The organism is Agarivorans sp. D1326, assembly GCF_056958115.1.
Map to the genome: position 1 here is coordinate 43,721 of NZ_JBTWEN010000006.1, position 23,592 is coordinate 67,312.

Here is a 23,592-nt window from a genome sequence, read left to right on the forward strand (position 1 = left end):
AGTTATGGGCTTTATTCTGTAATTTACTTACTAAAATAGTGGGCTTAGTAATGAGAGCTGGCTCACTTATTTACGCTTAATCTTAGAGTGCTATTTTACAATTACGCAACAGCAATTGCGGCGCTAACCGCAAACTGAACTAAAAGGCCTATTATTGATGTATATCGAGCTAAAATTCTAAAACTGAAATTAAATTCGTTGCGCGGGCGTTATATAGCGTATCTATGCAGACTGGTTGAATATAAAGATGCTAATAAATTAGCTTAATAGGGTGTTTTGTAATCATAAGAGCGCCAATTGCCCCATAAAATGTTGAGTTTTGTCTTTCGCGATGATACTTTTCGTTGGGTTGAACGTGTAACAAATTATTTAACAATAACTACGCGCCTTAGGAAACAAGGCTGGTTGCTTAGGCAGTCATTAACAAGGTAAACATAAAATATGAGTGATGTGGCTGCACTAGAAGCATCAAATATCCACAAGGTGTTTGGCGATAACGAAGTACTTAAAGGTATTGACCTTACCGCAAACAAAGGCGATGTGATTTCTATCATCGGTTCTTCTGGTTCTGGCAAAAGCACTTTTTTACGCTGCATGAATCTACTTGAGATCCCAACCCAAGGGGATATCGCACTTCACAGTGAAAAAATTGGCTTTAAGCACCTACGCAATGGTGAGCGTTTACCCTCTGACAATAAGCAAGTTGAACGAATTCGCTCTAAACTCTCGATGGTGTTTCAAGGCTTTAACCTCTGGTCACACATGACCGTATTAGAAAACATAATTGAAGCGCCGGTTCATGTATTGGGCATCCCCAAGAAAGAAGCTATCGAGCAAGCTGAAGGCCTGTTGGAGCGCGTAGGTTTGCACGACCGAAAAGATTACTACCCAGCCCATATGTCGGGTGGACAGCAGCAACGGGCTGCAATAGCTCGAGCTTTGGCAATGAACCCTGAAGTTATGTTATTTGATGAGCCAACTTCCGCACTTGACCCTGAATTGGTGGGTGAAGTGCTTAAAGTAATGCGTAGTTTGGCTGAAGAGGGACGCACGATGTTGGTTGTGACTCACGAAATGGCCTTTGCGCGTGACGTATCCAATCAGGTGTTATTTCTCCATCAAGGCATAGTGGAAGAGCGTGGTTCCCCACAAAAAGTATTCGAAAATCCAGATTCTGAGCGCATGAAACAATTTCTAGCCCCAAAATACTAAAATTATAACTATGGAAGACAAGCGTTAACTCGCTTAAAGCAAACAACACGGAGTAAAAAATGAAAAAAACATTAGTCGCGATGATTGGTGCAATTGCACTAAGTACTACAGCAGTTGAAGCAAAAGACTGGGAAGTAGTTCGTTTAGCAGTAGATGTGCCTTACGAACCGTTTGAGTACAAAGCTCCTGATGGCTCACTAACTGGTTTTGAAATTGACCTAGGTAACGCGGTTTGTGAAGAAATGAAAGTTAAGTGTGAGTGGGTAATTCAAGCATGGGATGGAATCATTCCTGGCCTACTAGCACGTAAGTACGATGCAATTTTCTCTTCTATGTCTATTAACGAAGACCGTGCGAAAAAGGTATTGTTCTCAGAACCTTACTACAACACACCTACCGGTTTCTTTGGCCCTAAAGCAAGCGAAGTTGACCCAGCTAAACCAGAAACTCTTAAAGGCCTACGTGTGGGTGTTCAGCGCGGTACTATTCAAGATACTTACGCAACAGACAACTACTCAAAAGTAGCTGATATTAAACGTTACACTACCGGTGATGATCTAGTGGTTGACCTTCACGGTGGCCGTTTAGACGTTGTAGTTATCGATTTCCCTGTAGGCATTAGCACGATTATTGAAGTTGAGAAAGGCGCAGACTTTAAAGTGTTAGGCGACAACGTACAGCTAGGTGAAGGTGTAGGTGTTGCTGCACGTAAGCGTGATGGCGAACTAATTGAAATGTTCAACAAGGCCTTAGCTACCGTTAAAACTAACGGTGTATACGACAAAATCAACGAAAAATACTTCGATTACAGTATCAAGAAGTAAGCCTTGCACTACCATTAACCCGAGCCCAGCTCGGGTTAACTTTCTAAGAGACTCATTATGTTAGATCTTCATGGTTACGGCCCTTCAATATTTATGGGGGCGATTGTCACTATCGAAGTTGCCTTCTTATCATTGGCTGTAGCGCTAATTTTAGGCATGTTGGCAGCGGTGGCGCGTTTATCAAAAAACCGTATTGCTAATGGCGTTGCCGTGGTTTACACCACCGTTATTCGCGGTGTGCCCGACTTAGTGTTAATGCTGCTTATTTTCTTTGGCGCGCAAATCATGATGAATGTGTTTTCTGATTGGTTATACGACAACTTTGACATCGATTATTACATCAATATCAATGAGTTTGTGGCGGGTGTAACCACCATTGGATTTATTTTTGGTGCCTACATGGCGGAAACCTTTCGCGGTGCTTTTCTCGCTGTAGATAACGGCCAGATTGAAGCCGGTAAAGCTTATGGTATGAGTAGCTTGCAGGTATTTCGTCGTATTACCGTGCCGCAAATGATGCGTCACGCTATTCCGGGCATTGGTAATAATTGGTTGGTATTGGTGAAAACGACAGCATTGGTTTCGGTAATTGGTCTAGCTGATATGGTTCGCCTAGCCAAAGAAGCTGCAGGCGCGGTACACGAACCATTTTTGTTCTTTATTCCAGTGGCCTTTGTATACCTTGCACTTACTAGTGTTTCTGAAATTTTCCTAAAACGATTAGAAATTCGTTTTAGTGCTGGTACGGTGAGGTAAGCGCTTAATTATGTATGAAACTATCGAGAACATACTCGCCAATAATGACATTTTTACTTTAACCACCGTGTTAGGGTACTGGGACGGTTTAGTGATGACCGTTCAATTGGTATTTTTGTCGCTAATATTAGGCCTAATTCTGGCAATTCCCCTTGCCATTATGCGTGCCTCCGACAACTTTTTAATTAGCCGCAGTGTCTGGGTATTTACCTATATATTTCGTGGTACTCCCTTACTGATTCAGCTATACATCATCTACTATGGCGTGACCTATATTGAGGGTATTCAAGATTCAATGTTTTGGCCGATAGTGCGAGAAGCGTTTTATCCTTGTTTATTGGCCTTTGTATTGAACACTGCGGCATATACCACCGAGATTTTCCGAGGTGCGATTGTTGCAACGCCACGTGGTGAGATCGAAGCTGCCAAAGCTTACGGTATGTCTAATGGTAAGGCGATGCGCAGGATCATTTTGCCAAGTGCGCTTCGCCGAGCATTGCCCGCTTACAGCAACGAAGTAATTTTTATGCTGCACGCTAGTTCGATTGCCAGTGTGGTAACTATTATTGACCTTACTGGTGCTGCTCGTGATGTATATGCTAAATACTACGCACCCTTTGAAGCCTTTACCTTTGCAGCGCTTATCTACTTATCGGTGACCTTTTTGCTGGTATATGGCTTTAAGCATTGGGAAAAACGCTGGCATCGCCATTTACGGCCGCTAAGTTAAGTTTTACAAAGGGGCCTAGGCCCCTTTTTTGTTTGGGATTAAGAAGATAGCTATGCTCACTTTACTTAAAAATGCACAGGTGTACGCACCTGAAGCTCTAGGCTTAATGGATGTTTTGTTGGCTAATGGTAGCATTTTGCAGCTTGCACCGAATATTGAGCTTAAGGCCAGTCATGGCTTAGTAGACAGTATTGATTTATCAGGTAGCATCCTAGCCCCTGGTTTTGTTGATGCCTTAGTCCACTTTACCGGCGGCGGTGGTGAAGGGGGCTTTGCTTATCGCACTGCAGAGCTTAGTTTTGAAAATGCCGCACCCACTGGTGTTACTACTTTAGTAGGCGCATTAGGTACCGATAGTGTTACCCGCACTCCAGCGCAAGTATTAGGTAAAGCACGAGAATTAAGTGCAATGGGCTTAAGCTGCTATTGCTACACCGGCTCCTATCATCTGCCGGTTAAAACCATCACCGGAAGCATCGAGCAAGACATTGTATTAATTCCTGAGATGATAGGTGTAGGTGAGCTAGCCATTGCTGATCATCGAGCCAGTCAGGCCTCGGTACAAGCTTTTACCGCAGTGGCCGCCGAGGCGCGCGTAGCCGGACTATTGTCGGGTAAAAAGGGTATTAGCTTTTTCCACGTTGGTGATGGAAAAGGAAAATTAAATCTACTGCGAGAGATTGTTAAGCAATCTGATTTATCAATCACCCAGCTCTATCCTACCCATTGTAATCGTAATCAGGCCTTGTTTAACGACGCCCTAGCGTTTTTGAGTGAGGGCGGTGCTATCGATTTCACTACTAGCACTATTCCGCAGTTTATCGAAGAAGGCGAGGTAAGCTGCCCTCAAGCGCTTAAAACCATTGTTGATAAGGGCTTAGATTGGCAACGAGTGAGCTTTAGCTCAGATGCTAATGCGAGTTTACCGCTGTTTGATGATGCTGGTGAGTTAGTGGGGATGCAAGCGGGAAAACTAGAGAGTTTATACCTGGCTGCTAAAGAAGCTGTTCAGTCTTATCAAGTGCCTTTAGATATTGCGCTGTCGGTGATTAGTCGTAACCCTGCTAAGATTTTGGGCTTAAGAAATAAAGGTCAATTAGCAGTAGGCTTTGACGCCGATTTAGTAGTTCTTGACCAGCAATCTTTAGCGATCAAGCAAGTGTTTGCCAAAGGCCAAAGTATTTGGGCTGAGTAGAATTTGCTAGAGCCACTGGCTGAGGGCTGCTCGTTTTTAGACCTTGGCTAAGGCATAATAGCGGCACTTGGTTTTTACTAGAAGTAGCCCTATGAGCTTTAAAGGATTCACAACACAGCTGGTTCACTGCGACCGTTTAGCTGGCGTAGAGGAAGGCGCTGTTCACGCGCCAATTCATAACTCGGTACCTTATGGATACGCTGCCACTCAAGACTTGGTGGATGTATTTCAAGGCAAGCAAGTTGGCCATGCTTATGCGCGCCAATCAACTCCTACTCTCGATTACTTACAACGCAAAATAGCCATGCTTGATGAGAGTGTTGCCAGCTTAGTATTTGGTACCGGTATGGCGGCCATTGGTACGGTGTTTTTAACCTTGCTAAAGGCTGGCGATCACATCGTAGCGAGTCGTTTTTTATTTGGTAACACCAGCAGCATATTTGGCACGCTAAAAGGTTATGGCATTGAAGTGACCTTAGTGGATGCCACAAGCAGTGACGCAGTAGAGCAGGCTTGCCAAGCCAACACCAAAATGGTGTTTGTCGAAACCATTGCTAACCCTGCCACCCAGATAGTTGATTTAGCAGGGATTGGAAAGCTATGTGAGCAACGAGGTTTGGTTTACGTAGTGGATAATACCTTAACCTCTTCTTACCTTTTTCAGCCTAAGTCTGTAGGCGCCAGCTTAATCATTACCTCGTTATCAAAGTATGTTGGCGGCCATGGTAATGCATTGGGTGGCTCGGTAAGTGATACAGGTTTATTTGATTGGAGTGCTTACCCCAATATTTTTGAAGGTTATCGCAGTGGCGACCCTAAGATGTGGGGCATTAACCAAATTAAGAAAAAAGGCCTGCGAGACTTTGGAGGCGCTTTGAGCTCGCAAGCTGCGCATTTATTGTCGGTAGGGGCAGAGACCATGGCCCTGCGTATGGAACGCCAATGTGCTAATGCCTTGGCCTTAGCCAAGATGTTAGATGAACACCCTAAAGTGGCTAAGGTGTATTACCCAGGCTTGGCTTCTCACCCTCAGCATCAACGAGCAAGTGACTTGTTTAAGCACTATGGCGCATTGGTGAGCTTTGATTTAGTTGATGGTATCAACAGCACAGAGTTTTTGGATAAAACCAATATCGTAATTAACGCGACCCATTTAGGGGATAACCGAACTTTGGCCTTGCCTGTTGCCCAAACCATTTACTTTGAAATGGGCTTAGAGGCACGTCAAGCATCGGGAATCAGTGAAACAATGATCCGCTGCTCAATTGGTATTGAAGATACTGAAGACTTACTCAAGGACTTTGAGCAAGCGTTAGCCAGTTCTTAGTAAAGAAAGCTGATACAAAAAAGCCTTGGTCACGCCAAGGCTTTTTACATTTACCTGAAGTATCCGATAAGTTTACTTACTATCTATTGATAGCAACTCCACTTCAAAAATTAAGGTAGAGCCGGCTGGAATTGATGACACGCTGCGGTCGCCGTAAGCCAATTGGCTTGGAATAAAGAAACGGAATTTCTCGCCCACACTCATATATTGTAAGCCTTCGGTCCAGCCCGCGATAACTTGCCCTAGCGGGAACTGAGCAGGGCGTTGACGTTCTACTGAACTATCAAACACTAAGCCGCTTAACAAAGTTCCATGGTAATGAACGGTTACTGTGCTGTTTGCAGAAGGTTTCTCAGCGCCTTCTACAACATCTTCAAGGATTAGGTACTGCAATCCAGATTCTGTGGTTATTACACCGTCTTTTTTAGCGTTTTCAGCAAGAAAGTCGTGGCCTAACTGACGGTTTTGTTTAACCGCTTTTGCGTTATTATTGGCGCGGAGAATAAATACAATCACAAAAATAGCGAGTAGAGCGAGAACCACAAATTTCAAAGTCGATTCCTTACTAGGGTGTTGAGTAAAAGATAAATGTTAATCTAACTTTACGAAAGTGCTAGTTAAAAAGCACTGCTTATCTAAGAAAACTCGCCTTAACAGCACTAGCGGGTCATTTTTTTTACAAATACCACAACAAACAAGGCAATAATAAAGCTGCCACTAAAGGCCTCAATGGCTGCGAACATGCGGGAAAGTCCAACCGGGGTAAAGTCGCCATAACCAAGGGTGGTAAAAGTGACCACGCTGTAATACAAGCATTCAAAAAACGCTACAACGTTTTGCCCAAGGCTTTGATTAACACTGAGTGAAACGATATTTCCGTTGAAATGAATCCCGGTAAACGAATAAATAATAGCGCAACTCAAAATGATTAATAGAGAGGTGTATACCACGCGGATCGGCAGTTCTCCGTAGCCGCATACCAAATCAACCAGCTTGGATATTCCGCGCCGGTAAGAGAATTTGGGCATTTGATAGCGTCGCATGGTGAGCTCTTTACGCAAAAACACACCAGCAGTAGTAAACAAGCCTTCCGATTCGGCTGTTTTACGGAGGCCGCGATACACTTCCTCGGCTTGTTGGTAGTAGTCGGCCATGGCTTCATTATCTTGCTGTTGCTCAGCGGCACTGCCTAATTGCTCTTGAAGTACTCTTTCACCAACGCACAGACTATCGCATTTACATTGGTCCATTTTGGCACCAAGCAAATTGGTTTTTGTTAGGTCGGCATGATTTAAATTCGCTCCTCGCAAATCGGCTTTCATTAAGCTACCGCTTTGCAGGTTGATATTAAAAAGGTGTGCCCCTCTCAGGTCACTTCGATAGAGATCAGCGCCAGAAAGGTCGTAACCTTGCTTGCTGTTGTAGCGAACTAAATCAATACCAGCTAGTTTGGCTTTTTTTAGGCTGATACCTTGAAGCATGCCGCCGTTTTTAGCATGGTTTTCTAGCTTCTCTTTGATTTCTTCGCCGCATTTGTCCTCGTCTGGATCATGCCAAAAACACAACCCGCTTTCTAAAGCAGGTTCCTTGCAGTTGGCTCCAGAACTATCTTGATACAGACATTGACCGCACTTCTCCATATTTGGCTAACGCTCCAGCTATTAATCAACAATTTGATTATTAGCCAGTTTTATTCACTGGCTTTAAGCTAAGTGTATTTCAATTGGAGGATTTTGCGAGCAGCCTTAAAATGTGGGGCTAACAAGTCTTGCTTGCTACTTTTTGTTGCCGCTACCGAGTTGCTGGAACTCACTTTTTAATGTTGAGTAACGCTCGGCGTGGTTGTCGTTTAACTTAAGACCATCGAGTAACTTAATGGTAATTTTGCAGTCACTTAAAAGCTGTCCGCTAAGCCCTTTTTCCGATTGATTAAGCTGTTTTAGTATGGCTTGGATTTTATTCAAGATTGCGCCGGTGTTGCCAGGGGCCACTTGTAACGCCTTATCGAAATAGCTCGTCGCCTCGTGAAAGCGATTTTCTTCGTATGCTTCGATGCCCATTTTATTGTATTCACGAAACTGGCCAAGTTTGAGTTCAAAATCTTCAGCTTTTAATACTTTGTGCGCAGAGGACAAGGACATGGGATCGATGTCATCGCGTTTTTCTAGTTCTTCGGCAAAGGGCATTGCGTATTCAAACTCGCCTACAGAGTTTAGGGTTAAGAAGGTGTCGGGCAATAGTTCACCACTTACTTTGCTGGGTGCATCTAACAAACCGTCGTGGCTATCAAATAGCAATCGCTTGGCTTTGTTTAGCTCACCTTTAGTGGCGTGCACGCGAGCCTGGCTTATGCCTTCAAAGGCATCAAAGTTAAAGTCATCGTCTTTGCCTTCTTCACGCCTAGCATGAAATAGCACAGAGTTAACTTCTTGCAGTAAGCGATTTTTTCGATACAAATCATCTTCACTTTGCGCTTCATCTATTAGGCTGCGTACATAGTTACATAGATGATGAGGGCCACGATGTATAGAACGCCTAGCAAGCTGCAAAATGGTAGAAAAGGTTTCTTTGGCTAGGGTTAAATCGCCAGCTTCCATAGCAAGCTCGGCTAACAACTGTTGGCGCTCAATACTATTTACCGCCAACTTAGAGGCTTTAAGTACAGTTTCTAAGGCTTTGTCTAACTCGCCGTCTGCTCGGTAAGCGCGAGCTAACCAGTCATAGCCGGTGAGCAGTAATGGGCTTTCTGCAATAGAACGATTAAGTGTTTCAATCGCGCTTTTATTGTCTTTTAGTAACAGGTGAACACGACCTAAGGTGGCTTTCGCCCAGGTTTGTTTGCGCTCTTCTAGTATGGCTTCTAGTGCTTCTTTAGCTGCCGCGTATTCTCCTAAGGCTATTTGCGCTTCAACGCGTAAGTTACGGCAATAGTTGCTGTAACGGCTTTCGGCTTCAATCTGTTTGTCACACAGTTCAATAACTTGCTGATACTGTTTTTTTGATAATGCGTGATAAACCTCGCGTAAACTTTGACGCTTTACATGGGCTCTTGCTAGGCGGTTGTGTAACTGAAACTGAGAAAATGGTTTGGTTATGAACTCGTCTGGCTCCATTTCTAGAGCACTAAGCACCATACTTTTATTATTGTCACCACTAATAATAAAAAACAGAGCATCAACTTCTAACAACTCGCTAACACGAAGCTCTTCTAAAAGCTGGCCACCATTCTTGCCAGTGCCAAGGTTATAATCTACTAGAAGGATGTCGAATTTTCGTTTTTTGCACGCCCTTACAGCGGCTTCGCCAGTGTTTGCGAAATAAACGTCGGTTGCGCCAAAGTTTTGCAACATGGCCTTAAGCATAACCTGAAAGGCTCGCTGGTCATCAACGATGAGTATTTGCTTGTCGCTGTAATTGTATTGCGTTGCCATTACTGAGTGTTCTAATCCTTTTGGCTTATCCTAGCATAAGTTACCAAGCGATAAAGTAGTGTAAGTATAGACAGTTAGCGCAGTAGTAGTATCTGCTATTAAACCTTGCAAAAACAGCTAAGCTTGATTTAATATTGAGGTGTTGATGAGTCTTTTGGTCTCATCAGCGCTGAGTCAAAGCCAAACTTGGAGTGATCCAAGGTCGGAAAGTTACAGGTCTTTAGGGCAACCTTAAGATGGCTGGACCGCCTTAGTTGAGTGGTTAGATTTGCACAATGTACATCTTTCTACTTAGTAAGTTAGTCTATTTACCGTTTATTACTTTCCGTATTTGGTTGGAACGCCAAGCTAAAATTAGCTTGGCGTATTTGTTTCTGCAGCCTTATCTTGTTAAGCATTTGTTTCTAAATGCTGTTGCTCCTAAGACTTTTAAATCTATTGGTTATTGCCTCAACTTAATATTTTTGTTGTGCGCTAATTGCATACTTAAGGCAAATCTCGGGTATAAAAAAAGACATCCTAAGATGTCTTTTTTTATCAATATGGTGGAGGGAGGTGGATTCGAACCACCGAAGCTTTCGCGACAGATTTACAATCTGTTCCCTTTGGCCACTCGGGAACCCCTCCTGCTTGTGGAGCGGCATATTACCAGAACTTGGTGGGCTGTAAAGCAAAAACAGCGACATTTTTATTGGTAGATAACTGTTTGCTTATTATCTGTGCATTTGGCCGAAATTTGCTAAAGTTTTGGCCTGCTTTTCCGATAGCTATAAAGGTAATGGAGGAGCAATATGTTAGTTGAGCAAATTAGACAAAGTAGCTTGTGTGATGAACTGCAGTTGGGCGATACGCTTAACCAAAGTGCCTTGCAGGGTGATCAGGCTCATTTTCATTTATTGCTTAGCATGCTTAGCCAAAACGTGTGCGATCAAGCTCAGTTTTCAATGCAAAAGCAACAGCATGAACAAGTTCAGCAAGATTTACGTGATAAGTTTCAACTGGCTCAAGCTCGCGCTCTTAAAGCGCTAGATGATGAGTTTCCAGTGCAAGCTAATTGGAGTAAGCACCTACATGCTGGTGAGCCGTCGCGAATTCGTTTAGAACAGGCTCTAGGCGGCTATGCGGCGTGTGCAGAAGACAGTGTCGACGGTTTACCTCACGAGGTAATGAACAACGTGGATTTGTTAAGCCGGGTAAAACACCAAGTGGCTAAGCCAGATCAGCAACAAGAAATAGATAAGGAAGTGAAGGGTACTGACATGTACAAGCTACTAAGTGACTTCGATTACTCAAAGCCACTTAGCGTTAAGTACTTTAATTAACGAAACACCACGGTACGGTTTCCGTATACAAATACTTTTTCATCAAGCACTTGCTGCAGTGCTTTACTTAATACTGCTTTTTCTACATCACGGCCAGCTTTGGCCATTTCTTCGGCGCTGTAAGTATGATCAACATGGATTACATGTTGCTCTACTATTGGCCCTTCGTCTAAATCGTTGTTTACAAAGTGGGCGGTGGCACCAATAATTTTTACGCCTCGGTCGTAAGCTTGTTTATAAGGCTTAGCACCAATAAATGCTGGCAAAAACGAGTGATGAATGTTTAAGATTTTGTTGCTAAAGGCTTCAACAAAAGCTGGCGTAAGAATACGCATGTACTTGGCAAGTACTACGTAGTCTGGTTGGTACTGCTGCACTACCTTAATAACTTGTTGCTCATGCTCTTCGCGGCTTAAATCTACATGGCTAATATGATGGAAAGGAATATCAAATTTTTCCGTCAAGGTACGTAGGCTATCGTAGTTACCAACAACTGCAGCAATTTCTACATCCATATCACCGTAAACGGCTTTCATGAGTAGATCGCCCAAACAATGTGCTTCTTTGGTTACCATGATAACAATACGTTTGCGCCCAGCACTTTCTAGCCGACGGGTGCTTCCAGCTGGAAGTGCGCCATCTAAATCGGCAAGTAAAGTTTGGTCGTTAAAGTAGCCTTCTAATACTGTACGCATAAAAAAGCGATTGGCATCGTTATCAACAAACTCGTTGTTTTTAATAATGTTAAGCTGGTGCTTAGCACATATATTGGTAATGCTTGAGATTAAACCTTTTGCGTCTGGGCATTCGGTTAATAGAATTTTTCTTTCCATTGTGTTTTCGATTTATTCAGTTTTAAAGTTAAGATTTATTACAGCACTGTTTAAACTTTTTGCCGCTTCCGCAGGGGCAAGCTGAATTACGCGCCAAGGCTTTTGGGGCGAACTCTCCATCAGTATAAAACCAACGCTCATTAACTTTCTTAAAGTTAGAGCGCTCGTGCAAAATTTGTCGTTGACCCTGTTCGCGATAATGAGCTTTAAACTCCACTATGCCTGTTTGGCCATCTTTAAAGTCACAGCTAAAAATTATTTGTAGCTTTTCCCATTGCCCTAAATCTTCTTTAGTTGAAGGTTGTGGGGCATCGCCTTGTCGATAGTCCGAGTGGTGCGTTTGCCATAAATAACTAGCATCGCCCAGCGTAAACGCGGTGTAGCGAGAACGCATTAACTGCTCACAACTTGTTGGTAAGCAATCACCGGTGATGATGGGCTGACAGCACTGAAGAAAATCGTTGCCGCTACCGCAGGGGCAAACTAACACAGGGAAACCTCAAATTTGACTAAGGGCGAAGTGTAGCAAGAAGCTGCCGATAAGGCAGCTGAAACTTGGTGATAGTTTGGCCAAATTGGCCTTATTAATCAGGATTTAACATGTGCTTAACCGTAAATGTGGTTAATTGAGGATCAAAGTGTGGGTTGTTGGCTAAATCAAGCTGAGCCAAACTTGCTTGCTGGTCTGTTTGTTCACTTAAAAATACCGCTAAAGCGACAATACGGGCGTAGACATGAATGGCTTCACCACTTAGGCCTAGTGGTCGGCCACTGCCATCCCAATGTTCTTGGCTTTGATTAGCTACGATAAGGGCTGCATCGATTTGCTGTTGCACTGCGGGATCTTTAAGTGCATCTGGTAGCTCGCAATGTTCGGCAATGCGCTGCCAACTCCCTTGGCTTAACATGTTACAGCTAAGCAGCACGTCGGGTAAGCCGTGGTTAGCTAGGTCATAAAAGCTAGCGGCTTGGTTTAATGCTTCACATTGTTGGTCGCTGAGCGAATAAGCCGCAGCAAGTTTAGCGCAATAGCGTTCTATATTGCTAAGCTGCTCGGTATTATACTGTTTGGTTTGAATGGCCTGATGAATTAACTCCACCAGACGAAGTTGACCGTGAGCCAGTTGTTTTTGCAAGTGCTGGTTTTCTAGACGCACAGCCGTAGTTTGAATCAAATAGTTAAGTGGTTCTAGCTGCAACTGCTGGGTGTCGCTCCATCCTTCTAGGTAGAACATCAAAGGTTCGCTATCAGTATTTTGCAAATAAAACACCGCATTGTTCTCGCCAAAACTGTGCTGTTGATTTTGCTGCGCTTGGTTAAGCAATGACTGAACTCGGCTTGGTAGCTCATGTAAGCTGCGAACTTCTTCTAAATAAGCCAGCTTCCCTTCGCTATGCAGTACTTTAAGCTTGGAGCGGTAAACACTTAAGGCTAAGCCACTGAGGGTAAGTTTGGCATCTTGCTGTGTTAATAAGTCAATTAGCTCATGAAACACGCCTATAGCCAAGTTTTGCTCGTTTTTGCAGTTTTCAATATGGCTGGAGGAATTGATGACCGCACGCAGGTTATTACGTTGTGAATGCAGTTCGGTAATTTCTTGGTAAGCACGAAGGGAGGCGCACATTAAAGTGTCTAAATTTACATCGCTTAACTCGGTTTTGTTTTTGTAGTCACTCACATCGTAGCGGCGAATCACCTCTCTAATGGGCGCTAAGCCGGGTTGCCCGGTGCGCAAAATTAGTCTTATTTTGTGGTTGTTAAGGCGTTGGCGAATATCATCGATAAGCAATAAGCCCGCATCGTCACTTTCCATGACAACATCTACTAATGCAATCGCAACATCGCCGTGTTCACTGAGTAATTGATAAGCCTCGGCAGCGTTATAGGCGTCAATAAAGCTGAGTTTTCGATCTTGATAAGAAAAGTTGTTTAATACTAATTTCGTGACGGTATGCATTTCGCTGTCGTCATCAACAATTAGCACCTTCCAGGGAGCTGGCTCTAGGGTTTCGGTAGCGGTATCGTCTTCTTCATCAAACAGGAATAGTTCAGCACTATCATCCATTGCTACTGTCCTCACTCGTTAATAAGGCCTCTATCATCAGTATAGGAAATTACTAGCGATTCTTAGGATATTTTTCTTAAAACTGGATATTAAACACGCTAAGCTTAAGCAATTGCACTTATGTTGCTAGGAAATTGATTTTGCATAATAAATTCGTCATTGAAGCGCTAGACCATGGCTTAGCTGAAGCCTTAATCAATAAGATTGATTTAAAAACTAAGCCACAAGGTTCTCTTGGCCAACTGGAAAGTTTGGCCTGCCAAATAGGGCAAGTTCAACAGACCTTAGAGCCTGAAATCCGCCAGCCTAAAATGATTGTATTTGCTGCGGACCATGGTATTGCGCTTGAGGGTGTGAGCGCCTTCCCACAAGAAGTTACTGCTCAAATGGTACAAAATTTTGTTAATGGTGGAGCCGCCGTCAACGTATTTTGCCGTCAACATGGTTTGGACTTCGAGATCGTTGATGTTGGGGTGGGTCAGCTTTTGTCTGAGCAAGGGGTTCAACTGTGTAAGGTAGCAAACGGCACCAAGAGTTTTTTGAATGCCGATGCAATGAGCAAAGAGCAATGCCTTCAAGCCATCGACGTTGGCGCTGAGCGGGTTGCCCAAGCTGCACGTGAAGGTTCGAATTTGTTGGCTTTTGGCGAGATGGGCATTGCTAACACCGCTAGTGCTGCTGCCATAATGGCCGGCTGCTTGGGTCTGGATGTTAGCGACTGTGTTGGTCGCGGAACTGGTTTAGATGATCAAGGCTTACAGCATAAAACGGCAGTGTTACAACAATCGATGCAATACCATCAAGGTGAATACAGCGCGCAGCAATGGCTAGCCAAAGTAGGCGGATTTGAAATTGCTGCCATGGTGGGAGCGATGCTAGAAGCCGCTCATCGGCGCATCGTTATTTTGGTAGATGGTTTTATTTGCTCTGCGGCTGCCTTGGTGGCCAGCCAGATAAACCCCTTGGTAACACAATACATGATTTTTTGTCACCAAGGTGCAGAGCATGCTCATCAGCGCTTGCTTAAAGCACTAGAGGCCAAGCCTTTGCTGGATTTAGCACTGCGCTTGGGTGAAGGAAGTGGCGCCGTGCTGGCTTATCCACTGGTTGAGTCTGCGCTGGTGTTCTTAAAAGAAATGGCCTCGTTTGACTCTGCTGGCGTGAGTCGTGAGCGTGATTGAACGCGCTAAACATGAGCTGAACTTAGTGTTTAATGCACTCAGTTTTTTTAGCCGGATCCCGGTTCCGAAAAATGTAAGATACAGTGGCCAAAGTCTTAGCCAGTGTGTGGCGTATTTCCCCTTGGTTGGCTGGATTGTTGGTTTAGTTAGCGCTGGGCTCATTGTATTGCTTATGCCCATACTTGGCGCGCCCTTAGCTATATTGCTCTCGATGGCGGCCAGCTGCTGGCTCACCGGTGCATTTCACGAAGATGGCTTTGCCGATTGCTGTGATGGCTTTGGCGGTGGCTATACTCCAGAGCAAATGCTGCGAATTATGAAAGACTCCCGCCTAGGCACTTACGGAGTGCTAGGTTTGTGCAGCATATTGGCGATTAAATTTAGCGCCTTATTGAGCCTTAGTCAGGCGTTAATTAGCACCGAACTCTTATTGGTGCTGTGGCTAGCGCATAGCTTAAGTCGCTTTAGCGCGGTGCTTATTATCTGGAAACTTGATTATGTTCGTGAGCCGTCTGAGCCGAGTAAGGCCAAAGCTGTTGCTCAGTCGATTGGTTCCAAAGAGCTTCTTTTAGCCTTGTTTTGGGTTGCGGTGCCAGCAGCTTTATTAGAGCTAAATATGTTAGCTTTTGCGGTGCTAAGTTGCTTGCTAGTCACGCTATTGTGGGCTCGCTACCTAAAGCTTAAGTTGGCTGGTTATACAGGGGATACCTTAGGGGCACAGCAGCAGTTGAGCGAAGTGGCCATTTATATCAGTTTGCTTGCAGCTATTAATACAGGCCTGATTCTGTGAATCGAGTGCTATTGGTGCGCCACAGCCAACCAGATATTGCTAGTAACCGCTGTTACGGCCAGCTAGATATGCCAGCAAAACCAGAACAACTGCAACAAGCCACAGTACGATTACAAAAATTATTGGCCGAGTACTCGGTAGCAGAAGTGTGTGCTAGCCCTTTGTTACGTTGTAGTCAGTTGGCCGAAAGCCTTTTTGTGCCGGAGGATATTGCGTATCAAGATTCGCTGAAGGAAATAAGTTTTGGTCAATGGGAAGGCTGTAAGTGGGATGACATTCCCCGCAATCAACTGGACGCTTGGGCTGATAATATAGAGGGCTATCGCCTTGGTCAATCTGGCGAAACCGTTGCTGAGTTTAGCCAACGCATACTAGGCTTTTGGCAAACTCAGTTATCTAAAACTAGCGAAGTAAATACCACCCACGTGTGGTTTACTCATGCTGGGGTTATTCGTACCATTGTTGGTGATATTCAAGCTTTACCTGTGGCTGAGTCCAGCAAAATAGCACTAAAATTTGGATCCTTAACTTGTATAACATTTGCCTCTAATGGAGCCGCCATTGAATACCTTAATCGCTAAACTTGTTATCTTATGTGTGCCTTTAACATTTGCTCTGGGGCAAGCTCAAGCCAGTGAAGAAAATACCTTGGCCAATAAACCTAAAGTAAACATTATTGGTAAGTGCTGGCAGCGTGCTACCAAGCCAGAGGTGAATACATGTTTAGAGAACAGCCTAGCCCAACTTGACCACCAAGTAAGGCAACGCTTGGTAGTTCTGCATAAGCAAGCTATGGACTTAGAGTCTATTAGTGAAGGGGCTCAAGGCGCAGTTCAAGCTTTAGAAAAAGCCAAAATAGAGTTTAGTGAGTTTCGACAATCTTTGTGTGCTTGGGAAAGCTTAATGATGGCTGGTGGCAGCGGTTCGGCTAGCCAGTATTTAAGTTGTGAGATAGAGCTTACCCAGCATTGGTTAAGCCGTTTGCACCAGTGGTAACCTTGAGTTTTAGATAGCAAACAGCCCGCTTTTAGCGGGCTGTTTGTTGGTAAACTGTCGCGAAAGATAAACAGCCTTTGGGCATTTACGCTTCGGCAGCGCGAGCTTCTTGGCAACCTTTAATGGCGGGGGCCAAAATTTCCAAAGCGGTTTGCTCACAAGGGCTTAAACTAGCATCTGATTCGGCGATAGGTGTAACACGCTGACCCCAGCGAATCGCAGCCGCTCCCCATGTTAGTCCAGCACCAAAAGCGGCTAGCAATACATTGTCACCAGGCTTGATTCGGCCTTGCTCTAAGGCTTCACATAAGGCTACTGGAACAGTGGCCGCTGAAGTGTTCCCGTATTTTTCAATGTTCACCATAATATTGTCATAGGGAGCATCAATACGTTTGGCTAGGGCATCAATAATGCGTAAGTTGGCTTGGTGGGGCACGATGAAGTTGAGCTCATTGTTGGCGATGTTAGCCTGCTCTAATACGTTACTTGCTGCTTCACCCATGCCTTTTACCGCACGTTTAAAAATCTCAGGCCCTTCGAACTGAAAGTTGTAAAGCGTATCTACGCCTGAAAAACGTTTACGGTTAGTGCCAAAATCTGAAATAAACAGGATCTCACGTTTCTCGCTATCGCAGCCTAGTTTTGCGGCTAGAAATCCTACTTTTTCCGCTTGGTCGTTTGCTTCTAGAATCACTGCGCCAGCACCGTCGCCAAACAATACTGCAGTATCGCGTTTGGTCCAGTCGAGTAATTGAGTTAATCGCTCGGCGCCAATCAACAGAATGCGTTTCATCGCTCCGGTTTGAATTAAGGCAGAGGCTGTTTGCATGCCGTAAACAAAACCTGAGCATGCGGCGTTCATATCAAATACGGCGGCTTGTTCTGCTTTAAGTAGTTGTTGTACACGGCTGGCACTGCTAGGTACCGATGTACCAGGGGTGCAGGTACACAAAATAATGGCATCGAGTTGTTCTGCTTTTAGCCCTGCAGCAGCTAAAGCTTGTAAGCCAGCGGTAGCAGCGAGTTCAGCAATATCTACATGAGAAACACAGCGCTCTTTTATGCCTGTTCGGCTACTAATCCACTCGTCCGATGTGTCGAGAAAAGTACTTAAGTCGTGGTTAGTGAGTCGTGCTGGTGGCATACATTTGCCCCAACCGGTAATTTCAGCATTGTACATAGCGTGCTTAAAACTCTGGCTAATTGAAGTTGCCAAGGATTATGCCTTATGCATTGCAAATAACCAAACTAGAACAAGAATTAGTCTCAAACAGTGGCTTTTTGTGGCTAAAGCTCACATTTTAGCTTTAGCTGGTGTTTTATTGGTCAAGTTGTGCCATAATCAGTTCATATTGATGGACTAGACCTAATAATATGTAGGTCAATTTATGTAACAGGGACGCTCAATTACTCTCTGAATTACGTAAATGGGGTCTGTTATGACTGCGCAACAACACAATTCTGTATTGTCTCCACCTGGTGATGATAATACTCAAATATCTAGTTTTACTGATAATACGCGTTTTTTTGAATTAACCGTTGATTTCTACGCGGATTCACTAAGCCTTTTAGCTTTTGGTGGCGATGTTATTGGTAACCTTCCACCTAAAAAACTGGTGGCTGTAAATGGCCAAATAGATAATGAAGAAGCCTTTTTCAAATCTATGTTTATTTGGACATTTTCTGCTATCGATGAAGTAGAAGCCCCAGTAAATCCTAAGCCACAAGACTGGTTATTGCTGAACGCAAACGATCAGTAAAGCCATAGAGATAAGGCTTAGCCAAGGCATATTGGGCAAAGCCTTATTGGTTTAAGCTTATAAAAACATTCCTCCCGAAGCTTCTATCCGCTGCCCATTTACCCAAGAGGCTTGGTCGCTGAGTAACATGGAGAGGGCATCGCCAATGTCTTCTGCTATACCTACTCGGCCTAGCGCTGTGTGTTGGGCTAGTTGCTGATTAAGTGTGGCATTGTCACGTACAACTCCGCCACCAAAGTCCGTTTCTATCGCTCCTGGCGCGAGCGTATTTGCCCTAATCTGCTTGTAGCCTAGTTCTGCTGCCAAGTAGCGAGTCATTACCTCTAATCCTCCCTTCATCATGGCATAAGCACAAAAGCCTGGCATGCTAAAGCGCGTCAATCCGGTAGAGATATTGACTATTCGTCCTGCTGTTTCAATCATTGGTAGCAAAGCTTGAGTAAGAAAGAAAGTGCCTTTTAAATGCACATTCATTAATTGATCAAACTGTTGCTCGGTAGTTTCAGCAAAGCTGTTATTAATGCCGATTCCTGCGTTATTAACCAGGTAGTTGATTGAGTCTCGTTCAAATTGTTGCTGTAAGGTCACTCTTAATCTACTGATAAAGCTAGGGAAGCTGCTACTATCTGCCAGATCAAGTTGAATGGCCGCGGCGTTTACTCCAAATTGGCGAATTTCACTCACTAGCTGCTCGGCTTTGTCTTGTTGGCTATGGTATGTGAAGACTATATCCACTCCGCTTTTCGCTAAGGCTAAAGCAGCACTGCGCCCTAAGCCTCGGCTCCCACCTGTCACCAATAATAAGTTGTTCATAAAGTCTCTCCTGTTTGTATCGACATGCAGGATAGAAAAAATACTGTTAGTGAAAAACACACTAAAATAGATATCATTGTTTCTTTTTGGCGAACAGTAGCGGCTTATGGATAAATTTGAGGCAATGCAACGTTTTGTGGCGGTTGCACAAAGTGGCAGTTTTACGCGAGCAGCAGAATTACTTGATTTGCCTAAGTCGAGCATTTCCAATGCGGTGCAATTCTTGGAAAAAAAGCTGGCAACTCGCTTACTTCATCGCAGCACGCGCAGCGTTACGCTTACTCAGGATGGTGAAGTTTACCTTCAGCAGTGTAGGTCTATTTTGCGGGAGTTAGACGCTGTAGAAAGCCAATTTCGTCAAGCGGATGAAATACGCGGTGTCCTTCGGGTGGATATGCCTAGCCGATTTGCTAGCACCATTGTGCTGCCTCACTTAGCCGAATGGCTAGAGCGTTACCCACAAGTAAAAATCAAGATAAGCAGTGCTGATTACCAAATCGACCCAGTGAAAGAGGGCGTTGATTGTTTAATTAGAGTGGGAGAGCTGCAAGATAGCCAACTCATTGCAAAACCCTTATGTAACTATCAAATCTACAACTGTGCTAGTCCCAGTTATTTGCAGCGTTATGGAGTACCAAAGCAGCTTAGTGAACTAGCCAAGCATTATTTAATCGATTATGCGCCTAAAATGGGCAATAGCGCTGCCGAGTTTGAATACCTTGATAAAGGACAGCGCCAAGTATTTGAAATGCCCAGTAGGCTGGCAGTAAATGGCACCGATGCTTATATGGCAGCATGTGAGGCTGGCTTAGGCATTATTCAAGTTCCGGCTATGGGAGCGGCCTTACAGCTTAAAAGTGGGGCCATACAACGTATTTTGCCAGATATTGAGGTTCCATCGATGCCGGTCTCAATTCTCTATTCGTCACGTCGACAGTTGCCGCAGCGATTAAGTTTGTTTATGGAATGGCTACAAGATTTGATGAAGCGTCTAGCAGCAAGCAGTTTGATATGAAAAAGAGAGAACTGCCTGACGGTCGTCAGGCAGTCATATAGAGCTTAAAGGTAACGCTGGCGCAAGTGTTGCTCGAAGTAACGGGTGTTTAAGGTTTCTCCGGTAGCACGACTTACCAGCTCATCGGTGTCGTAAATACTGGCTTGTGACCAAATATTTTGTTGCAGCCAAGCAAAAACTTCATTGTAGTTGCCCTCTGCCACCGCTTTCGGTGTGTCGGGTTTGGCTTTAACTAAAGCCGCGTGGAATTGTGCGGCGTACATTGCGCCTAGCGAGTAAGAAGGGAAGTATCCAATTAACCCTGCTGGCCAATGCACATCTTGCATGCAGCCATCGCGATAATTTCCTTTGGTAGACAAACCTAAATATTGCTGCATTTTTTGATCCCACAACTCGGGGATATCTGCCACTTTAATATCTTGATTGATTAGGTCGCGTTCTAGCTCATACCGCAGCATCACATGGGCAGGATAAGTCAGCTCATCGGCGTCTACTCGAATATAACCCGGCTTAACACTTAAATAGTGCTGCTTAAGTTCTTCAAGTTGCATTGGCTGCTGCTGGCATAAGTGCTGATTAACTAAGGGTAATAGTTGCTCAACAAAGGCTTGGCTGCGGCCTAATTGCATTTCAAAGAATAAACTCTGGCTCTCGTGTATACCCATAGAACGGGCTTGTCCCACCGGTAAATCAAGGTAATCTAGTGGTAAGTTTTGTTCATACCTTGCATGACCTGTTTCGTGCACAATGCCCATTAATGAACGGGTGAAATCTTCATCTTCGTAACGCGTGGTTATACGTACATCACTGGGCACTCCGCCACAAAACGGGTGAGCGCTTACATCTAGTCGGCCATGCTTAAAGTCAAATTGCAGTTTTTCCATCACCGCTAAACCTAGTTTCTTTTGTTGTTCACTAGGGAAGGGGCCATTTAGCGTTAACTCCGGCCAATTAGCTTGTTTGTCGACTACTTCAGTTATTAAGTGTGGTAGCCAAGATTGCAGCTCACCAAATACTTTATCTAAGCGCTGCATTTGCATGCCTGGTTCGTATAAATCGAGCATGGCATCGTAAGGGTTTAAGCCGGTTTTATCTGCCCGGATTTGCGCCTCTTCAATGGCTAGCTGCATTACTGCTTGCAAGTTAACTTGGAAGGCTTTCCAATCATTAGCACCGCGCTGCTCACGCCAAGCATGCTCACAGTGGGCAGTGGCGAGCGATTTAGCTTTAACCAAATCGGCGGGAAGGGCGGTTTGATTGCGCCAGCTACGGGACATTTCTCGAAGCGAAGCCTGTTGCATTGGGTTAAGGCTTTCTTGCTGTGCTTGTTCTAGCCATTGCTCCATTTCTGGGCGGGTGGACTTCTCATGAATAATCACCGCTAGTTCTGCTAAGGCTTCGGCGCGAGCTTGGTTACCGCCATCTGGCATCATGGTGGCCTGATCCCAGCCACAAATCGAATTTAAGTGAGAGAGTTTTGACAGGTGTTTAAAGTGCTCACAGAGCTGTTGATAAGCAGTTTGCTTAGTCATAGTTGTTCCTAGCTTAGGCTAAACGGCGAGCATGACGCTCACGGTTATCGAGTTTTTGTAACTCACTTTTTTTGAGTAGTACGTAAATGGCGCCAGTACCACCGTGCATTGTTTGGGCGCTGTGAATGGCCAACACCGCGTCTATTTGCGGTAACCACTGGCTCACATAGCTTTTTAGTAGTGCTGGTGGGTCACTGTTATGGCCTTTACCCGGAATAATTAGTGCGCTACGGATATTGAGCTTTTGGCATTGCTTAATAAAACTAATTATTTCGCTGCGGGCTTTTTCTAAGCGAAATTTATGTAAATCCAATTTGGCTTGAATTTCATATTTGCCTAAGCGTAGTTTTTTAAACACGCCTTGTTGTAAGCCTGACTTTTTGAAAGACACCACATCGTCGGGGTGCAGTAAGGTAACATTCTCTAAAGAAAGGTAATCTTGAGATGTAGCAAGGTGCTCTGCAGCGGCCTGTTGTCTAGCTTTTTTGGCCGCTTCGTTAAGGCTGTCGCCAGCCGACACCACGGCATCTTGCTTTAAGGGTTTTATTCCAGCCACTTCCTGCTGGAACAGATCAAATTCATCAGACATAAAAGAACTCCTGAACAACGAAGTTCCTTCTTTATAGATGAGAGCAGACAGCGGTGCAACCGCTGCGTAAGCTTATTTTTGCTGAGGGTCGCTTTGGCGGATTTTTTTCAAGAAATAAAATGTATAAAATCCCATCAAAGCAATGGTGGTGGCAATCACCGTCACCGACATTAATCCAATGCTATTACCAAAGAGTAAGTCTAACCAAAGTTCCATTGCTAATACTCCTTTTAAGTAGGAGTAATTAGCATAAATTGCTCAAGTAAAGGTCAAATTGATGCTGGTCAATTTGTCGCCGGATCAACTTCACGGATTGAGTAACCCAGTTTTTTTAGCTCATCGAGTAAACCTTGTTCTCCGTATAAGTGCATAGCACCAACTACCACAAAACTGGTATTGCTTAAGTTGGTAAGTTGTTGCATCCATTTGTGGTTGCGCTCAAATAGCAATTTTTCCAATACGTATTCTGCATCGTGTTGGAACATCGGGTCGTCCTCAAGTAATGCCAGTAGCTTTTGGTTTTCACCGTTATTCCAGTGGCTTACGAGTTGATTGAACAAGCTAGGTACTTGCTCAAAGTCATCCAAGGTTTGCTCCAACAAAGGTACTTGAATACTGGCTAGGCTGCTTAAAGCTTCTATTTGTTCGGCAAAGCTTTCTAGTTGATGGATCGACAGCTGGTTTTGTTGCGCCCGCTGAATGAAATGTAGATCAAGCCCCAATTCTGGCTCAAAGCCGAGGGCTTGCATTTGCAACTGGCTAAGAACCACTGCTACATACCAGGGCTGCATGTTATCGAAAATAGAAGGTGAGATCCCAAGCTGTTGGCTGCGTTGCTTAAGTTGGTCTAAATAATCAGCACTTATTTTGTCCGCTAATTTCTCACCGCCTGGCAATTGGCTAGCGTGCTGCAATAGCTGTTGATCGCTGCTGGAAACAGACGATACGTCCATTTCTATCACTAGGCGCTCACTGCGCTCAAAGGCATCAATAAAGGGTTTAGGTAAGGGATAAAATGCTTCGCTGCCTAGATGAATAGAGCCAAACAAGTAGAGCTGTTGCTGGTCTTTACTGGCTAGCCAAAGAGAGGGTTCTGCAGCTATTTGGCTGCTAGAGAACAGCAGCAATAAAGTGCTTAAGCGATTAAGCCAAGGTTTCATAGTTTATCCATCCTTAGGAACAGAAAACTACTTTAGCATGAGTCGCTTAGCTGACGAGCA

General features: G+C 44.4%; 25 protein-coding genes, 1 tRNA gene and 1 riboswitch. Of the genes, 13 read left to right on the plus strand and 13 right to left on the minus strand.

Annotated elements, in window-relative coordinates:
* The first annotated feature begins 441 nt into the window (after positions 1 to 441).
* From ACYFDN_RS12720 to ACYFDN_RS12745, 6 genes are all read left to right on the plus strand, one after another.
* On the plus strand, positions 442 to 1,212 hold the full coding sequence (locus tag ACYFDN_RS12720) for an ABC transporter ATP-binding protein (RefSeq protein WP_016403704.1): 771 nt from the start codon (positions 442 to 444) through the stop codon (positions 1,210 to 1,212).
* 59 nt (positions 1,213 to 1,271) lie between these two features.
* Positions 1,272 to 2,036 carry a transporter substrate-binding domain-containing protein gene (locus ACYFDN_RS12725; RefSeq protein WP_472590441.1) on the plus strand — a complete coding sequence of 255 codons (765 nt, stop codon included), beginning with the start codon at positions 1,272 to 1,274 and terminating at the stop codon, positions 2,034 to 2,036.
* Between the two features lie 57 nt (positions 2,037 to 2,093).
* Positions 2,094 to 2,792, plus strand: a complete 699-nt coding sequence (locus tag ACYFDN_RS12730) for an ABC transporter permease (RefSeq protein ID WP_016403706.1) — start codon at positions 2,094 to 2,096, stop codon at positions 2,790 to 2,792.
* Between the two features lie 10 nt (positions 2,793 to 2,802).
* On the plus strand, positions 2,803 to 3,522 hold the full coding sequence (locus ACYFDN_RS12735; protein WP_483511408.1) for an ABC transporter permease: 720 nt from the start codon (positions 2,803 to 2,805) through the stop codon (positions 3,520 to 3,522).
* Between the two features lie 52 nt (positions 3,523 to 3,574).
* Complete coding sequence (iadA, locus tag ACYFDN_RS12740) at positions 3,575 to 4,717, plus strand: beta-aspartyl-peptidase (RefSeq protein WP_483511409.1); 1,143 nt, start codon at positions 3,575 to 3,577, stop codon at positions 4,715 to 4,717.
* A 91-nt stretch (positions 4,718 to 4,808) separates the two neighbouring features.
* Positions 4,809 to 6,044: a cystathionine gamma-synthase family protein gene (locus ACYFDN_RS12745; protein ID WP_483511411.1), complete on the plus strand. Its 1,236-nt coding sequence runs from the start codon at positions 4,809 to 4,811 to the stop codon at positions 6,042 to 6,044.
* Positions 6,045 to 6,116: 72 nt separating this feature from the next.
* On the opposite strand, the gene bamJ is transcribed toward ACYFDN_RS12745, so the two are convergent.
* The 4 genes from bamJ to ACYFDN_RS12765 form a co-directional block, all read right to left on the minus strand.
* A complete protein-coding gene (gene bamJ / locus ACYFDN_RS12750; RefSeq protein ID WP_016403710.1) occupies positions 6,117 to 6,596 on the minus strand; it encodes a BamJ family beta-barrel-assembly machinery protein in 480 nt (159 codons plus the stop codon).
* A 107-nt stretch (positions 6,597 to 6,703) separates the two neighbouring features.
* On the minus strand, positions 6,704 to 7,684 hold the full coding sequence (locus ACYFDN_RS12755) for an ion channel (protein ID WP_483511412.1): 981 nt from the start codon (positions 7,682 to 7,684) through the stop codon (positions 6,704 to 6,706).
* A gap of 135 nt (positions 7,685 to 7,819) precedes the next feature.
* Positions 7,820 to 9,475 carry a response regulator gene (locus ACYFDN_RS12760; RefSeq protein WP_483511413.1) on the minus strand — a complete coding sequence of 552 codons (1,656 nt, stop codon included), beginning with the start codon at positions 9,473 to 9,475 and terminating at the stop codon, positions 7,820 to 7,822.
* A 169-nt stretch (positions 9,476 to 9,644) separates the two neighbouring features.
* A riboswitch (cyclic di-GMP riboswitch) is annotated at positions 9,645 to 9,728 on the plus strand.
* A gap of 290 nt (positions 9,729 to 10,018) precedes the next feature.
* Positions 10,019 to 10,102 (minus strand) — tRNA-Tyr (locus ACYFDN_RS12765).
* 164 nt (positions 10,103 to 10,266) lie between these two features.
* Between ACYFDN_RS12765 and ACYFDN_RS12770 the strand changes: the two genes are divergently transcribed.
* Positions 10,267 to 10,797, plus strand: a complete 531-nt coding sequence (locus ACYFDN_RS12770; protein ID WP_472590446.1) for a VC2046/SO_2500 family protein — start codon at positions 10,267 to 10,269, stop codon at positions 10,795 to 10,797.
* Here the strand turns inward: ACYFDN_RS12770 and purU are convergent.
* The 3 genes from purU to ACYFDN_RS12785 form a co-directional block, all read right to left on the minus strand.
* Positions 10,794 to 11,630, minus strand: a complete 837-nt coding sequence (gene purU, locus ACYFDN_RS12775) for a formyltetrahydrofolate deformylase (protein WP_016403715.1) — start codon at positions 11,628 to 11,630, stop codon at positions 10,794 to 10,796. The two genes, ACYFDN_RS12770 and purU, sit on opposite strands and share 4 nt — an antisense overlap.
* A gap of 28 nt (positions 11,631 to 11,658) precedes the next feature.
* Positions 11,659 to 12,120, minus strand: coding sequence for a YchJ family protein (locus tag ACYFDN_RS12780; protein WP_249483608.1), 462 nt, complete (start codon positions 12,118 to 12,120; stop codon positions 11,659 to 11,661).
* A gap of 94 nt (positions 12,121 to 12,214) precedes the next feature.
* On the minus strand, positions 12,215 to 13,696 hold the full coding sequence (locus tag ACYFDN_RS12785; RefSeq protein ID WP_483511414.1) for a DUF3369 domain-containing protein: 1,482 nt from the start codon (positions 13,694 to 13,696) through the stop codon (positions 12,215 to 12,217).
* A 140-nt stretch (positions 13,697 to 13,836) separates the two neighbouring features.
* On the opposite strand from ACYFDN_RS12785, the gene cobT reads away from it, so the two are divergent.
* Genes cobT through ACYFDN_RS12805 form a run of 4 tightly spaced genes read left to right on the plus strand, consistent with a single transcriptional unit; the run spans position 13,837 to position 16,663 of the window.
* On the plus strand, positions 13,837 to 14,877 hold the full coding sequence (cobT, locus tag ACYFDN_RS12790; RefSeq protein ID WP_483511416.1) for a nicotinate-nucleotide--dimethylbenzimidazole phosphoribosyltransferase: 1,041 nt from the start codon (positions 13,837 to 13,839) through the stop codon (positions 14,875 to 14,877).
* Positions 14,864 to 15,667: an adenosylcobinamide-GDP ribazoletransferase gene (locus ACYFDN_RS12795; protein ID WP_483511418.1), complete on the plus strand. Its 804-nt coding sequence runs from the start codon at positions 14,864 to 14,866 to the stop codon at positions 15,665 to 15,667. The genes cobT and ACYFDN_RS12795 overlap by 14 nt, the downstream gene beginning before the upstream one ends.
* On the plus strand, positions 15,664 to 16,248 hold the full coding sequence (locus ACYFDN_RS12800; protein ID WP_483511419.1) for a histidine phosphatase family protein: 585 nt from the start codon (positions 15,664 to 15,666) through the stop codon (positions 16,246 to 16,248). The genes ACYFDN_RS12795 and ACYFDN_RS12800 overlap by 4 nt, the downstream gene beginning before the upstream one ends.
* Complete coding sequence (locus ACYFDN_RS12805) at positions 16,229 to 16,663, plus strand: lysozyme inhibitor LprI family protein (protein ID WP_483511421.1); 435 nt, start codon at positions 16,229 to 16,231, stop codon at positions 16,661 to 16,663. Before ACYFDN_RS12800 ends, ACYFDN_RS12805 begins: the two co-directional genes overlap by 20 nt.
* Positions 16,664 to 16,748: 85 nt before the next feature.
* On the opposite strand, the gene ACYFDN_RS12810 is transcribed toward ACYFDN_RS12805, so the two are convergent.
* On the minus strand, positions 16,749 to 17,843 hold the full coding sequence (locus ACYFDN_RS12810) for a ketoacyl-ACP synthase III (protein WP_220721540.1): 1,095 nt from the start codon (positions 17,841 to 17,843) through the stop codon (positions 16,749 to 16,751).
* A 259-nt stretch (positions 17,844 to 18,102) separates the two neighbouring features.
* On the opposite strand from ACYFDN_RS12810, the gene ACYFDN_RS12815 reads away from it, so the two are divergent.
* Entirely contained in the window at positions 18,103 to 18,423 is a 321-nt protein-coding gene (locus ACYFDN_RS12815; RefSeq protein WP_483511422.1) for a hypothetical protein, read from the plus strand.
* 57 nt (positions 18,424 to 18,480) lie between these two features.
* Here the strand turns inward: ACYFDN_RS12815 and ACYFDN_RS12820 are convergent, their stop codons facing one another.
* Positions 18,481 to 19,236, minus strand: coding sequence for an SDR family NAD(P)-dependent oxidoreductase (locus tag ACYFDN_RS12820; RefSeq protein WP_483511424.1), 756 nt, complete (start codon positions 19,234 to 19,236; stop codon positions 18,481 to 18,483).
* Positions 19,237 to 19,342: 106 nt separating this feature from the next.
* On the opposite strand from ACYFDN_RS12820, the gene ACYFDN_RS12825 reads away from it, so the two are divergent.
* Complete coding sequence (locus tag ACYFDN_RS12825; RefSeq protein WP_152779546.1) at positions 19,343 to 20,251, plus strand: LysR family transcriptional regulator; 909 nt, start codon at positions 19,343 to 19,345, stop codon at positions 20,249 to 20,251.
* Positions 20,252 to 20,295: 44 nt separating this feature from the next.
* On the opposite strand, the gene ACYFDN_RS12830 is transcribed toward ACYFDN_RS12825, so the two are convergent.
* From ACYFDN_RS12830 to ACYFDN_RS12845, 4 genes are all read right to left on the minus strand, one after another.
* Positions 20,296 to 21,783, minus strand: coding sequence for a carboxypeptidase M32 (locus tag ACYFDN_RS12830; protein WP_483511426.1), 1,488 nt, complete (start codon positions 21,781 to 21,783; stop codon positions 20,296 to 20,298).
* A 13-nt stretch (positions 21,784 to 21,796) separates the two neighbouring features.
* Complete coding sequence (gene smrA, locus ACYFDN_RS12835) at positions 21,797 to 22,372, minus strand: DNA endonuclease SmrA (protein WP_016404055.1); 576 nt, start codon at positions 22,370 to 22,372, stop codon at positions 21,797 to 21,799.
* A 72-nt stretch (positions 22,373 to 22,444) separates the two neighbouring features.
* Entirely contained in the window at positions 22,445 to 22,588 is a 144-nt protein-coding gene (locus tag ACYFDN_RS12840; protein ID WP_152779542.1) for a DUF3149 domain-containing protein, read from the minus strand.
* Between the two features lie 68 nt (positions 22,589 to 22,656).
* Positions 22,657 to 23,532 carry a TraB/GumN family protein gene (locus ACYFDN_RS12845; protein ID WP_483511427.1) on the minus strand — a complete coding sequence of 292 codons (876 nt, stop codon included), beginning with the start codon at positions 23,530 to 23,532 and terminating at the stop codon, positions 22,657 to 22,659.
* Positions 23,533 to 23,592 lie beyond the last annotated feature (60 nt).

Bases quoted from the DNA above. Each gene is read 5' to 3' on its own strand.
- ACYFDN_RS12720 (WP_016403704.1), top strand. From the start codon at position 442: ATGAGTGATGTGGCTGCACTAGAAGCATCAAATATCCACAAGGTGTTT.
- ACYFDN_RS12725 (WP_472590441.1), top strand. From the start codon at position 1,272: ATGAAAAAAACATTAGTCGCGATGATTGGTGCAATTGCACTAAGTACT.
- ACYFDN_RS12730 (WP_016403706.1), top strand. From the start codon at position 2,094: ATGTTAGATCTTCATGGTTACGGCCCTTCAATATTTATGGGGGCGATT.
- ACYFDN_RS12735 (WP_483511408.1), top strand. From the start codon at position 2,803: ATGTATGAAACTATCGAGAACATACTCGCCAATAATGACATTTTTACT.
- iadA (WP_483511409.1), top strand. From the start codon at position 3,575: ATGCTCACTTTACTTAAAAATGCACAGGTGTACGCACCTGAAGCTCTA.
- ACYFDN_RS12745 (WP_483511411.1), top strand. From the start codon at position 4,809: ATGAGCTTTAAAGGATTCACAACACAGCTGGTTCACTGCGACCGTTTA.
- ACYFDN_RS12755 (WP_483511412.1), bottom strand. From the start codon at position 7,684: ATGGAGAAGTGCGGTCAATGTCTGTATCAAGATAGTTCTGGAGCCAAC.
- ACYFDN_RS12760 (WP_483511413.1), bottom strand. From the start codon at position 9,475: ATGGCAACGCAATACAATTACAGCGACAAGCAAATACTCATCGTTGAT.
- ACYFDN_RS12770 (WP_472590446.1), top strand. From the start codon at position 10,267: ATGTTAGTTGAGCAAATTAGACAAAGTAGCTTGTGTGATGAACTGCAG.
- purU (WP_016403715.1), bottom strand. From the start codon at position 11,630: ATGGAAAGAAAAATTCTATTAACCGAATGCCCAGACGCAAAAGGTTTA.
- ACYFDN_RS12785 (WP_483511414.1), bottom strand. From the start codon at position 13,696: ATGGATGATAGTGCTGAACTATTCCTGTTTGATGAAGAAGACGATACC.
- ACYFDN_RS12810 (WP_220721540.1), bottom strand. From the start codon at position 17,843: ATGTACAATGCTGAAATTACCGGTTGGGGCAAATGTATGCCACCAGCA.
- ACYFDN_RS12815 (WP_483511422.1), top strand. From the start codon at position 18,103: ATGACTGCGCAACAACACAATTCTGTATTGTCTCCACCTGGTGATGAT.
- ACYFDN_RS12820 (WP_483511424.1), bottom strand. From the start codon at position 19,236: ATGAACAACTTATTATTGGTGACAGGTGGGAGCCGAGGCTTAGGGCGC.
- ACYFDN_RS12825 (WP_152779546.1), top strand. From the start codon at position 19,343: ATGGATAAATTTGAGGCAATGCAACGTTTTGTGGCGGTTGCACAAAGT.
- ACYFDN_RS12830 (WP_483511426.1), bottom strand. From the start codon at position 21,783: ATGACTAAGCAAACTGCTTATCAACAGCTCTGTGAGCACTTTAAACAC.
- smrA (WP_016404055.1), bottom strand. From the start codon at position 22,372: ATGTCTGATGAATTTGATCTGTTCCAGCAGGAAGTGGCTGGAATAAAA.
- ACYFDN_RS12840 (WP_152779542.1), bottom strand. From the start codon at position 22,588: ATGGAACTTTGGTTAGACTTACTCTTTGGTAATAGCATTGGATTAATG.
- ACYFDN_RS12845 (WP_483511427.1), bottom strand. From the start codon at position 23,532: ATGAAACCTTGGCTTAATCGCTTAAGCACTTTATTGCTGCTGTTCTCT.